14 protein-coding genes are annotated in these 12,757 nt (G+C 42.8%); 2 read left to right on the plus strand and 12 right to left on the minus strand.

Translation table 11 applies throughout. The annotated features are described in order from the left end of the window. The first annotated feature begins 51 nt into the window (after positions 1-51). Positions 52-2,391: an EAL domain-containing protein gene (locus CJD30_RS06875; protein ID WP_294917734.1), complete on the plus strand. Its 2,340-nt coding sequence runs from the start codon at positions 52-54 to the stop codon at positions 2,389-2,391. On the opposite strand, the gene CJD30_RS06880 is transcribed toward CJD30_RS06875, so the two are convergent. The 11 genes from CJD30_RS06880 to CJD30_RS06930 form a co-directional block, all read right to left on the minus strand. Continuing rightward, complete coding sequence (locus tag CJD30_RS06880) at positions 2,388-4,049, minus strand: SulP family inorganic anion transporter (RefSeq protein WP_294917736.1); 1,662 nt, start codon at positions 4,047-4,049, stop codon at positions 2,388-2,390. The two genes, CJD30_RS06875 and CJD30_RS06880, sit on opposite strands and share 4 nt — an antisense overlap. A gap of 44 nt (positions 4,050-4,093) precedes the next feature. Then, positions 4,094-5,266 (minus strand): MFS transporter, encoded by a 1,173-nt coding sequence (locus CJD30_RS06885; RefSeq protein WP_294917738.1) that lies wholly within the window; start codon positions 5,264-5,266, stop codon positions 4,094-4,096. Between the two features lie 10 nt (positions 5,267-5,276). Beyond that, complete coding sequence (locus tag CJD30_RS06890) at positions 5,277-6,740, minus strand: sensor domain-containing diguanylate cyclase (protein ID WP_294917739.1); 1,464 nt, start codon at positions 6,738-6,740, stop codon at positions 5,277-5,279. Then, positions 6,730-7,554: a phosphate ABC transporter substrate-binding protein gene (locus CJD30_RS06895; RefSeq protein WP_294917740.1), complete on the minus strand. Its 825-nt coding sequence runs from the start codon at positions 7,552-7,554 to the stop codon at positions 6,730-6,732. The genes CJD30_RS06890 and CJD30_RS06895 overlap by 11 nt, the downstream gene beginning before the upstream one ends. 156 nt (positions 7,555-7,710) lie before the next feature. Next, a complete protein-coding gene (locus CJD30_RS06900; RefSeq protein ID WP_294917742.1) occupies positions 7,711-8,022 on the minus strand; it encodes a DUF190 domain-containing protein in 312 nt (103 codons plus the stop codon). After that, positions 8,019-8,411 carry a fluoride efflux transporter CrcB gene (gene crcB / locus CJD30_RS06905; protein WP_294917744.1) on the minus strand — a complete coding sequence of 131 codons (393 nt, stop codon included), beginning with the start codon at positions 8,409-8,411 and terminating at the stop codon, positions 8,019-8,021. Before crcB ends, CJD30_RS06900 begins: the two co-directional genes overlap by 4 nt. Before the next feature lie 42 nt (positions 8,412-8,453). Then, positions 8,454-8,684, minus strand: a complete 231-nt coding sequence (locus tag CJD30_RS06910) for a thioredoxin family protein (protein WP_294917746.1) — start codon at positions 8,682-8,684, stop codon at positions 8,454-8,456. Next, positions 8,681-8,941 (minus strand): hypothetical protein, encoded by a 261-nt coding sequence (locus CJD30_RS06915; RefSeq protein ID WP_294917748.1) that lies wholly within the window; start codon positions 8,939-8,941, stop codon positions 8,681-8,683. The genes CJD30_RS06910 and CJD30_RS06915 overlap by 4 nt, the downstream gene beginning before the upstream one ends. Before the next feature lie 9 nt (positions 8,942-8,950). After that, positions 8,951-9,895 carry a permease gene (locus CJD30_RS06920; protein ID WP_294917851.1) on the minus strand — a complete coding sequence of 315 codons (945 nt, stop codon included), beginning with the start codon at positions 9,893-9,895 and terminating at the stop codon, positions 8,951-8,953. Further along, positions 9,895-10,299, minus strand: a complete 405-nt coding sequence (locus tag CJD30_RS06925) for an arsenate reductase ArsC (protein WP_294917750.1) — start codon at positions 10,297-10,299, stop codon at positions 9,895-9,897. The genes CJD30_RS06920 and CJD30_RS06925 overlap by 1 nt, the downstream gene beginning before the upstream one ends. Further along, positions 10,296-10,619 (minus strand): metalloregulator ArsR/SmtB family transcription factor, encoded by a 324-nt coding sequence (locus tag CJD30_RS06930; RefSeq protein ID WP_294917752.1) that lies wholly within the window; start codon positions 10,617-10,619, stop codon positions 10,296-10,298. The genes CJD30_RS06925 and CJD30_RS06930 overlap by 4 nt, the downstream gene beginning before the upstream one ends. Positions 10,620-10,718: 99 nt before the next feature. Here CJD30_RS06930 and CJD30_RS06935 point away from each other — a divergent pair, with 99 nt between their 5' ends. Beyond that, complete coding sequence (locus CJD30_RS06935) at positions 10,719-11,972, plus strand: arsenic transporter (RefSeq protein ID WP_294917755.1); 1,254 nt, start codon at positions 10,719-10,721, stop codon at positions 11,970-11,972. On the opposite strand, the gene CJD30_RS06940 is transcribed toward CJD30_RS06935, so the two are convergent. Continuing rightward, positions 11,969-12,730: a hypothetical protein gene (locus CJD30_RS06940; RefSeq protein WP_294917758.1), complete on the minus strand. Its 762-nt coding sequence runs from the start codon at positions 12,728-12,730 to the stop codon at positions 11,969-11,971. The two genes, CJD30_RS06935 and CJD30_RS06940, sit on opposite strands and share 4 nt — an antisense overlap. Positions 12,731-12,757: the final 27 nt, after the last annotated feature.

The raw sequence follows: 12,757 nt of genomic DNA on the forward strand, positions 1-12,757 counted from the left end.
AATTACGCTATCCTAAGCAGCTTTAATTAAATTCTACACAATGTGGACGTAATGCGATTTAATAAAAATAAATACACTAAAAACATGGACGATAGTGATGTTGAGCGTATTCGTTCTGAACAAATTGCAATAGCATTCAGACAAGCATTCGCCTCTATTTTTCCTCTATTTCTAGGATCTTTAATCGTTGTATATTTATTTCGGGACGCACCTTTTTCCAAATATGTCGATATTTGGTTTTATGTGATGAGTCTAGCATTGCTTTGGCGGCTTGCTCTATTGCTGATCTATAAAAAAAATCCGCAAAAATTTAGCAATGCGGTTTGGGAAAAACATTTTCAAATCGTAATGTATTTTGCAGCATTTTTATGGGGGATTACGGCATTTTTTCTTTTCAAAACAGATGAATTGATGGATCAGTTTGCTCTTCTTTTTATCTTGTCCGGACTTTCCTCGATCGCTTCGGGAACATTGGCCTCTTTGTTTGGATTGTCGGTTGTTTTCTTGTCTTTCTTAGTCGCTCCGCTATTTATTGTCATGCTATTTCATGAGGGGCTTGAATTTCAGATGATGGCAATTTTGGTTGTAGCATTTTATGCGTTGCTGGTCAATGCGTCGAAGCGAATACACCTCAATATCACCAGTGCATTACAATCAAAAATTTTGCATGAGAAGGCAACTCAGGCATTAGCCCTCTCTGAAGAGCAATTTGAAACTATTTTTAAAGAAGCGCCGGCAGGGATTTTTTATTACAATACCAATTTGCTCGTTGTTGAAACGAATGTAGAAATGATGCAGATTTTACAAATCACCCTTGAACAAATGATTGGATTAGATTTAAAAAAGCTTCCTGATACCTCGTTGGTTGAAGCGCTTAATGCTCCTATGAATGGAAATAAAGGGTACTATGAGGGGCCATATACCTCAATGTATCATCAACTTAAGCTCTGGATAACGCTGCGTACGTCTCCGATATACAATGCTCAGCGTGAAATTATCGGCGGGGTAGCGTTAGTAACCGACATTACCGAACGTATGCACGCCGAAGAAAAAATCAAACATCAAGCATATTACGATGCACTGACCGATATTCCAAACCGTATCTTGTTAAAAGATCGTTTGGCACAATCTCTTGCTCACTATCGCCGAAGTGACAATATTGTCGCAGTCATGTTTTTAGATTTGGATCATTTTAAAAGCATTAATGATTCGCTGGGGCATCATATTGGTGATGCGTTGTTGATCGAAACGGCGAAACGGCTCAAAAGTATATGTCGGGAGGTAGATACTGTCTCTCGTTTGGGTGGCGATGAGTTTGTCATTTTGTTGAATGAGCTAGGAAATGATTCCCATATCGCGGCAACAAAAGTAGAGAGCGTAGCCGAAAAAATCCATGAGGCTTTATCAACGCCGTTTGATATCGGGTTATCTGAGGCGATTGTGACAAGTTCCAGCATCGGGATTGCATTGGCGACATCGCATACGCTCAGTGCAGATGATTTGTTAAAATATGCGGATACCGCAATGTATCAAGCGAAAAAAGAGGGGAGAAATACGACCCGTTTTTATCAAGAAAAAATGGATCAATGGATTAAACACCGGTTGTTGCTTGAAAATGCCCTTCGACATGCGATCAAGAACAATGAACTTGAACTCTATTATCAGCCAGTGATTGAAATTGCAACCAAACGGATTATCGGTGCGGAGGCATTGCTTCGATGGAATCATCCCGAGTTGGGAATGGTGATGCCCGATGAAATTATCAGTATTGCAGAAGAGAGCGGTCTTATTGTTTCAATCGGTGAATGGGTATTGCATGAAGCGTGTCGGCAGTTCGTTGTGTGGCGTGCCGAAAATTTGAGTCAAATACACATCGATCGGATTGCGGTGAATGTCAGTGCTATCCAATTCAGACAGAGCAATTTTGTCGATAACGTCATTCGGATCGTAGCTGAAACCGGAATCGTCCCTTCCATGCTCGAACTTGAATTGACGGAATCAACGGTTATTGACAAAATTGATATCGTTATCGATAAAATGAATCGTCTACGAGCAGCCGGAATCAATATCTCGATGGATGATTTCGGTACCGGATATTCGTCCTTGGCGTATTTGAAAAAGCTCCCCTTTACAACATTAAAAATCGATCGCAGTTTCGTTCGTGATATCATGAGCGATGAAGATGACGCGGCATTGATCGAAACCATACTCTCGATGGCATCTATTTTTAAATTCGAGGTTATTGCTGAGGGAGTTGAGACGATTGAACAGTTTAAATTCCTCGAAGATCATGGATGTCAATATTTCCAAGGATACTTGTGCAGCAAACCGGTTCAGGTTGAACATTTTGAAGAACTGTTAACGCACGACATCCAAAGATGCACCGTCTAAAGGTGCAAAAGCTCGTTTGAACGTATCAATGCTTTATCGATATGATCAACGATATTCTCTACGCCGATTTTTTCATCAATATGCGATTGGGCAATAAAACGGCGTACTTGGGGATTGACTCCCGATAGAATTAAACGCGTTTGTTGTTGAGCAAGTCTTTCGTGCAAAACTTCAAGGGCGTGTAACCCTGCTGCGTCGATGAGAGGGACGTAGCGCATCCGAAGAATGAATATTTTCGGTGGAGTTTCAAACAGTGAAAGGGTATCGACAAGTTTTTCGGCAACCCCGAAAAAGAGGGGCCCTTGGATCTCATAGACTTCTACCCATTCAGGGATCGATTTGTGATGAATCGAGTCCGGATCATCCTCTTCAGACTCTACAGAGCGAATTTGAGTCGCTTTCATCATTTGATTAATGAAAAGAATCGAGGCGAGAGCTATCCCCGCTTGAATCGCAAAATTCAGATCGACGAGAACGGTGAGGGCGAATGTCAGGATCAAGACAATACGGTCGCTTCGTGGCGCTTGCATAATCTCACGGACGTGTTTGAATTCGGACATATTCCATGCTACTATCATGAGAATAGCCGCCAATGCAGAGAGAGGAACTTTGACGATCAACGGTGAGAGAAGGAGCATAAATAAAAAGAGCCATAGTGCGTGCATCATACCCGCTACCGGTGTCCGCGCTCCTGCTTTGACATTCGTTGCTGTACGCGCAATGGCTCCGGTTGCAGGCAATCCTCCAAAAATGGCTGAGGCAATATTGCCGATCCCTTGACCGAGAAGTTCGGCATTGGACTTATGTCGTGTTCCACTCATCCCATCCGCGACTACGGCGGATAGAAGCGATTCGATTGCTGCTAAGGTCGCAATCGTAATGGCATCAGGGAGCAATAATCGAAGTTTTTCAAACGTGATATGCGGCCATGTCGGCGTAGGGAGCATCGAGGGGATGGTACCGAAACGGCTTTCAATCGTCTCAACGGGAAGGTTCAGTGCCCAAACGGCAATTCCTGAGAAAATGACGACCATGATCGGTCCGGGAATTTTAGGGGTATAGCGTTTGGTGAGGAGAATGATACCGATTGAGGCGAGGGCTACGAGGATAGCGATAAAATTGGTCTCATGAAGATGGGTCACGTAGATGGTAAGTTTATCGATAAAATCGGGTGGAACGGTTGTGATCGAGAGGCCGAAAAAATCTCGTATCTGTGAAAAAGCAATTAAAAGTGCAATTCCTGACGTAAAGCCGACAATTACAGGGTAGGGGATGAATTTGATCATCTCTCCGGCACGAAAAAAAGCCATGAGGATGAGTATCCCGCCTGCCATGAGAGTGGCAAGCACCAGTCCTTCATAGCCATGTTTCATGGCAACCGTCGCAACTGTGACGATAAATGCTGCCGTAGGACCTCCGATCTGATATCGGCTTCCTCCGTGTGCGGAGATCAGAAATCCTGCGACGATAGCGGTGAATAGACCTCGCTCCGGAGGGAGATTCGAGGCAATAGCGATGGCCATAGCCAGTGGAAGAGCGACGATGGCTACGGCAAGGCCTGCAATCGCATCGGCACTAAAATCAGACCATGAATAGCCCTGACGACGAAAAAGAGTTATGAGTTTCGGCTCCAGAGAGTCATGTAATGAGCGAAGCATCGAAAAATGTCCTTGGGAAATAAATACGGATAGTTTAGCACTTTTTATTCGGTGTGCAATAGCTTTTTACGCATTAGATAAAGTAATAGTCCTAAAATCATTGCAGAGAAAGATGCTATCGTAAATGGGACCTCACTGCCGTAGTGATCCCATAGCCATCCTGCACCGCTGAGTGAAATCAGAGTCATACATCCTACAGAAGTATAATAGATGCCATATGCTGTTGCTTTTAGTTCAAGCGGTGCGGTATCGGAGATGATCGCTTTGGCTAGCGCATTAAATCCTCCGGCAAAAAAACCGTATATTCCAAACCCGATCCATGCTCCGTATGTTGAACCCTTGGACATGGCAAAAGCACCCAATCCAAAAGCAATATAGACGATGGATAAAAGTGTCCCTTTACCGAAACGATCTGCCAGTTGACCAATCGGAATCGCGAAGAGCGATTGTATAAGGTTGTAAAGTGCATAGGCAAGAGGGATCATAGCAAGGGCTAGACCGTTATTTTCAGCTTTTAGAAGCATAAACGAGTAGTTCATCGCAAAAAGGCTAAAAAGGCTTTGAAAAATAACGAGCCAGTAAAACGGGGCACTGAGCAATCTTGGACGAAAACGGCCTGTTGGTGAGGGGGTAAAGGGGGCATCGGTAACCCAAAAGATGAGGATCATCATTGAAATGATTCCGGGAATGAGACTTATGGCAAAAATAGACCGAAATGTTGATTCGCTCTCTCCCCAATACCATAGTGCTCCAAATGCTGTTAGTGCACCTGCCAGTGCTCCTGCACTGTCCATCATTTTGTGAAATCCGAAGACAAAACCGCTGATCTCTTTTGGGGTAGAAGCACTGATCAGCGCATCGCGCGGAGCAACACGTACCCCTTTAGCCAAACGATCTCCGATACGGATAGCAGCGATCATCGTAGCGTTTTGGGCAAAAAAAGCGAGCGGTTTGATCAGATTGGACATCCCATAGCCAAATACGGTGATCCCTTTGCGTTTGCCGATACGATCGGAGTAAAACCCGGAGATCGCAATCAGCATCGCTACACCAAACTCGGCTGTACCCTCGATAAGACCGATCTCGCTTTTTGATGCATGTAAAAACCGCTCCAAAAAAATAGGTAAAAGCGGGAGAATCATCTCGGTGGAGAAGTCTGTAAAAAAACTGTTCGCACCTAACGCGATAATATTCCGATTCAGTAATCTTATTTGCATGCAGATATATCTACACGATTTCTTGATTCTGATAGCGTTGAAGTCTCCCTTTTCCGGATTGTTTTGCATCATACATCGCAATATCAGCATGACGTATCAACAAATCAATATCTCCAGTATCTAATGGATACAGGGTGTATCCAATACTTACTCCGACTTTCAGGGATATATTATTGGCAATGATAGGTTCTGAAACTTGATCGAGAATACGCTTGAAGGATTGTTCAGCTTCAGTTTTTGTATCAAGTGATGTTAGAAGTATTACAAATTCATCCCCTCCGAAACGGGCGACAATATCAGATTGACGTAAAGTTGATTGAAAACGTTGAGCTACCTCTTGTAATAGTAAATCACCACTTTCATGCCCATAAGTATCGTTTATCTGTTTGAACCCATCCAAATCTAAAAAGCCGATAGCAATCACTTTGTTTTCTCGATCAGCCTGGGCAATCACTTGTTCAGCTAAAATGCTAAAGAGTCTTCTGTTCGGCAATCCTGTAAGGGTATCATAGTTTGCATATCGATCTAGCATTGCTTGTTCTTCTTTTAGAATCGTGATATCTTGAAACACAACAATTGCCTTATTGGTTCCCAAAGGTGCAGCCGTCAAACTAACAGGTAGTAGTGAGCCGTCTTTGCGAATAAAGATCTCTTCTACATGACGTATTTTCCGATCCATTTCAGTGAGATGTATTGGGCAGTCATCTTCCAAATAGATATTTCCATCGGAATGATGATGATGAAAGAGCTCGTGTTGATTTTTTCCTAACACCTCTTCTTCTTTGAACCCAAGCATATTCAGTGCGGAGTGATTTATGAAAATACAATTTCCCTCTTCATTAATTCCGTAAACACCGTCTCCGAGTGCAGCAATCATTTCGGAACGCTCATTCTCTTTAGCACGTATCGATTTAAATGAGCGAAAAAGAATTATAATATTTGCGACAATGATGATGACAAGCAATAGTGCAGAAAAAAGCATTAACGTATTGATTTGAAAAATGATACGTTGTTGGTCATCAAGAATTTTTTGTTGCAAAGTTTTGAATGCTTTGTGAAGAATTCGATCGCTATCTTGACTTATATGATCAGCACGATACGATTCATCCAATCGGTGTTCTAGTACCAAAGAGGTTGTGAGTACTGTTTGTCGAAAATAATTGTAATAGGTTTCTTTCAATATTCTTGTATCGATACCAGTTTCAGAGAGGTCTTCAAGATAAGTCAAAGCATCATTCGAAGCTTTTGCCGCTTCAGTGAGATATTCAGCATTGTTTAACATCGCAGATTGGTAAAGATGGACTGAAACATGGTCGCATGAATGAATAAAATTGGTAATATTTTCACGTTGGAGATTGTTATTTATCATCTGATAGTTCAAAAAATTATAAACGTTATAGAATGTCCCAAAAACCAAGAAAATAATGAGAGCATTCGCACCGATCAGCTTGTAAATAAAGTTTTTATTTTCCATGATCTATCCTCATGAAATTATTGTGTGAAAGTGCTTGCTGTCCTTTTGAAGTAAGGATAAAGGAGACAAATCCCTTGGCTTTAGGATTGTTTTTCGCATAGACAAGATTTAGTTCGCTCACAAGAGGATAGCTCTTATCAAAGATACTTTTTTCATTTGGTATAACCCCCTCATAGGCGAGAAGTTTAATCGGCATTCCAAGTTGCATATTTCTGAGCGCACTTCCTGCGGAAACAAATCCAATAGCGTCATATAATCCGCCAACCCATACGATTGCATCGTTGTTCGATCCTGAATCCCAAGTATTTCGAGAAAGTTTTTTTCTTTGATCTGCATTTTTTGGATTCAATGGATGAAAAAGACCTGTTTCCTTTTCAATGATACGCATGGTTCCACGATCTGGTTTTTTTGAGATTAAAACAATCGCTCTGTTTTTTCCTCCGAGTTGATGCCAATTGGTGATTTTACCTGTATAAATATTTATGAGCTGCGATCGGGTAATCCCTTTGATAGGATTGTTTTTATGAATAATGAATGCAGTTGCATCATAGCCGATAGTTGTATAATCTATAGAAGTTTTTTCTTCATTGGTGAGCGGACGATTAACCATGCCGATGTCTGTTTTACCGGAAATAACATCTTTTATGCCCTGATCACTGCCGCCACCTTCGATTGACAGATTCAGCTTGTTTTGATGAGCATAAGGAGGAGCGATTTCTTCTATTACAGGCTGGATAGTTGTGGCTCCTGAAAATGCTAACCGTTCACCTCCATATATGAGGCTTGGTAAAAGTAAAATTAGTAAAAATCTCATTCTTTACTCTCTTTTTTGTAACTAATGCATCATTTTTCTTGATTTTATCATGAGGAAACCTGTATTGCTACTGAAAGAGAAAATATTATATGTTTTTTGAATAAAAATTGTTCGGCTCAAATGGAGAAGATGATTTGGAACAATTAGTTGGGTGTGCTAAATTGTTCCGTACTCGATAGCGCTTTTGGTATAAAAAAGATTTGGCTGTTCCGATTCTAAGTATTTAAAAAGACGTTCAGATAACTCTTCATCAGCGATCATCATAATTTCAAGAGGTTGGTCGGAGAGTTCGAAAAATGAGGCGGAGTGCCATTTACCATCATGTCCTATTCCTTTGGTCGCATCGGTGATAGTGACACCGCCAATGCCGATATTTTGAGCGATGTCTACAAGCCAGTCACTGACGTATATTCCATGGTGACGGCGGCTTCTAAGAGTATAAAATGTGAGTTGAAATCCGGTTTTCATAGTGTCCCTCTGTGTTGTAGATACATCATACTGCCTATTCCTAAAAAGGTCATAATGAGTGATCCGCCGACGTGGAGGAGGGTACCCATTAGAGCATGAGAAAATCTCCCTTCTTGGATTGCGGTGACGATTTCAGCACTAAAGGTACTAAAGGTGGTCAAACCGCCCAAAAAGCCAGTGATAATAAAGAGTTTCCATTCAGGAGAGAGCGAGGTGTTTGTGGCAAAAAATGCAATAGCCAAGCCGATTAGGTACCCGCCTACCAGATTGGCTCCCAATGTTCCAAGAGGGATGGCAGGGTAAAGCGGATTGAGTTTCAGTCCTAAAAACCATCGTAACAATGCACCGATTCCGGCACCGGTGATGATAGCGGTTATCGAATATATCATGAACGAACCTGTATTACATATTTTAGATAGCCATATTATAGCCTATACGAGAAAGGCTGCGATCTCTTCGACACTCAAAACACGTCCTGTTGATTTGACGACACCGTCGATCACGAGTCCCGGTGTAGACATGACGCCGTACCCCATGATTTTCTGAATATCAGAGACTTTTTCGATTTGGACGAATTTTCCGCTTTGTGCAACTGCTTGTTTGACTTTCATCTCCAACTCGTTGCATTTGGCACAGCCAGTTCCTAAAATTTCTATTTTCATTGTTTTTCTCCTAATAAGCATGATTGCATCATAGGTGCAAGTGTTTGAGCATCGACATCACCTGTAATCGAAACGGTAGCACAACCTTCGATCGTAGTGAGTTCAATTTTATCAATTTTTTGCATTATCATTGGATCACACTCACATTCGCATTGACCGTTTTGACACGCTTCGATTTTAGCGTTGAGTTCACTGGTATTAAAACCGCTGAGAAACGCTTTGACTCCATTCGTTTGATTTGTAATTTCAATTTTCATCTCTAGCTCCTACAAAATTGCGTTAAAAATAAATCCAATCCCCATAATTCCCATTCCAATGATTGCAAAAAAGAGTGCGATGAGACGGATATGGAGAATTTGTTTGAGGATGATTGCTTCGGGAAGACTCAGAGCCGTTACTGCCATCATAAACGAAAGCGCTGAACCCAGCAGCATCCCTTTTTGGGTCAATACTTCGATCAAAGGCATCACACCCGCAGCCGAAGCGTACATCGGAATTCCCATTAAAACAGCAACCGGAACGGTATACCATGCATCTCCACCGGCGTACTGTGCGATAAATTCAGCAGGGACATAGCCGTGAAACCATGCTCCCACACCAACACCGACCATTACCCACAGATAGATTTTGCGGAATACATCACGAGTATTAATCCATGCTTCATTGAGTCGTTCTTTGAACGGTGGTTGATAGGTAGGCAGTTCTATATCACCTGAAAGAGGAGGTACTGCAATCAGGACATATTTTTCAACATTGAATCGTCCGATCAACCACCCTCCGATGATTGCAACTGCCAAACCAAATCCGATATAGATGGCAGTAATTTTCCATCCGAACAGTCCGAACAGCATGGCGATAGCAATTTCGTTATTGAGCGGTGCACTGATGAGAAAGCTAAAGGTGACTCCGATCGGGATACGTGCCTGCAAAAATCCCAAAAAAAGAGGGATTGCAGAACAGGTACAAAAAGGTGTAATAATCCCAAAGAGTGCAGCGAGAATATTACCCGTGAATTCACGTTTGCCAGCAAGATAAGCGCGTACTTTTTCGGTATTGAACCATGTACGCAAAAAGGAAACGGCAAAGATGATCGATAGGAGTAAAAACCAGATTTTGACCGTATCGTAGAGAAAAAAGTGCAGCGTATCACCCATACGACCGGAAAACCCGAGCCAATCGAGTATGAAAATGCCGCTAATTTCCTGCCACATCAGTTGCATAGCTCAGTTTTGATGATAGGGAGAAGCTCTTGCTCGATCAGATAGAGTGTTTTGGCATATTCTTCGGTTGCTTTGCCGCTTGGGTCTTCAAACCCGACGTGAATAGTTTTGATTGCTTTTGGAAACATCGGACATGTTTCATGCGCATGATCGCAGACCGTGACGACAAGGTCAAACGGTGTATTTAGTACTGTCTCAATTACTTTGGAGTGGTACTCTTCTCTCCAATATCCATGTGATTCTAAGAGCGCTTGCGCATTCGGATTCACTTTTCCGCTTGCTTTGACGCCGGAACTTTGTGCAAATACGCAATCGCCTAATTTGGCGTTTATGAGCGCTTCAGCCATGATAGAGCGGCAGCTGTTGCCGGTGCAGAGGATGAGAACATTTTTCATAGAGTACAACCTTCGTTTTGGGATAATTTTTTCAGTGGAGGCAGTTCGAGTTGTAGACAGCGAATTTCTGCCAATGCTTCGCTTCGGAATCGGTCCAATGGAGAGCGAATAGAGTAATAAGCCCATGTGCCACACCGCTCAACCCGCAAAAAACCGCCGTCTTTAAGGATTTTGAGATGTCGCGAGAGACGAGATTGAATCATCCCGAAACTCTCCTGCAGATCACAGACACACAGTGCGCCGTGCGTATCTAGAAAAGAGAGGAGCTTGATTCGGGTTTCATCGTTCAGCGCCGAAACGGTTTCTAGAAAAACGTCCATGAATTACCTCCGATTTGTGACAGTGTAACGAAATAAAAATAATATATCAAGATATATTGATATTATGATACAATTCTCCAATTTGTTTCGGAGAGTGATATGGTTTTAGCGATAGGGGTATTTTTAGCGACATTGGTATTTGTCATATGGCAGCCGCGAGGATTACAAATCGGCACATCTGCAGTGTTTGGAGCGATCGTAGCATTGGCGCTTGGGGTAGTCAGTATCACCGATGTATGGACCGTAACCTCTATCGTCTGGGATGCAACGCTCGCTTTTATCGGAATCATACTCCTCTCGATGGTGCTCGATGAAATTGGATTTTTCGAATGGGCGGCACTCAAAATGGCACGTTTTTCGGATGGAAACGGCCATCTGATGTTCGTCTATATACTGATACTCGGTGCATTGGTCTCCGCATTGTTTGCCAATGACGGCGCAGCCCTTATCCTCACCCCGATCGTTTTGGCCAAAATGAAACACCTCAAAATGAACCCTGTTACGATGTTCGCCTTTTTGATGGCGGGAGGATTTATTGGTGACAGCGCTTCGAATCCTCTTGTGATATCGAATCTCACCAACATTGTGACGGCAGGATATTTTCAGATCGGTTTTTGGGAATATGCCAAGACGATGTTTTTACCGAATCTGCTGAGTATCATTGCTTCAATTGTCGTATTGTGGATCTTTTTCCGCAAAGATATTCCGAACCGTATCGACATTACTCAGCTCTCAACGCCCGAGTCTGCAATTAAAAATATGACGATGTTTCGTCTCAGCTGGTGGTTTTTGGCATTGTTGATGGTCGGTTATTTTATTGGGGATGCGTATCATCTTCCTATCTCAGTGTTTGCACTCGGAGGCTCGTTGCTATTCCTCGCCATCGCGACCTATTTCAAGGCCACAAAACCAATCATGACGATCAAGGCGGCACCGTGGCAGGTGGTATGGTTTAGTATCGGGCTTTATGTTGTCGTCTATGGACTCAAAAACGGAGGACTCACGACCTATCTTGCAGAGGTGATTTTGGAGCTTCAGAGTATGGGGAATGTTTATGCCGTGATCGGTACGGGGTTTCTTTCCGCGATCCTTAGTTCCGTAATGAACAATATGCCGACAGTTATGGTGATGGATATAGCGATTGCCGAAGCTGGGAACAGTGCGTTAGCGTATGCGAACATCCTCGGATGTAACCTCGGACCGAAGATGACTCCTATCGGATCACTTGCAACATTGCTCTGGCTCCATGTTTTGGCACAAAAAGGGGTCAAAATCGGATGGGGCGAATATATGAAAGTGGGACTCATCATTACACCGCCGGTGCTATTGGCGGCATTGATAGGATTGCTCTAAAAATTGAGTTTCAATCCAAATGAGAGCGTTTCATTTTTCGTTTCACTGTCAGGCTCATAGTATCCACCGACAGGATTTGAAGCTCCAATATTCCAGTACTCGTAATTGTAAGAACCGAAAATACTTAACTTTTGATCGAGTTTGACCTCAAGAGGAACGGTGATTTTATATCCGTGAACGTTTTGGAGGTTAAAGGTATACCCGTGCAGATTCTCGTACATTTGAGAATTAAATGCTTTTCGATAGTTGCCATCCACACCAAGCGATAGTTTAGATGAAAATGCATAATGTAATCCCACACCGGCATCATAGTAGCCCCAGTCATAGAGTTCATCATATCCCAACTGGCGTAGCCATCGGCGATATCCGATACCGACAGTAACGGGCATCTCCCATCCCCCTCTAGGATCGAGTTTTGCGGTTGCTTTATACCCGAAGGTATAATCGGATATTTCGTTACGGGTGATTCCAACCGCAGAACCGTAAGGGTTTCCAGAACCTAAGATACTTCCGACATAGTCGGTATCGCCTTTTGCATATGACGCACTGAGATAAAAACCGTTATGGCGTGGAGTAAGTGCGACACTAAAACCGCTCACTTTCCCATAATCGGCTCTTTCCGTATCGAGTAACCCGCTGCTAGTAGTTTCCGCATAGTCAAATTTGGTAGTATCTGCGCTAACGGAGATGGCGTAGTTCGACGCGAAAAGGGAGGATGCTCCCAGGAGTGAAATAAGGAAAAATGAGTGTTTCAGCATGGAGTGCCTTTGAATAAATTGTCTGAA

The sequence above is a fragment of the Sulfuricurvum sp. PD_MW2 genome (genome assembly GCF_002633015.1).
Classification (GTDB): Bacteria; Campylobacterota; Campylobacteria; order Campylobacterales; family Sulfurimonadaceae; genus Sulfuricurvum.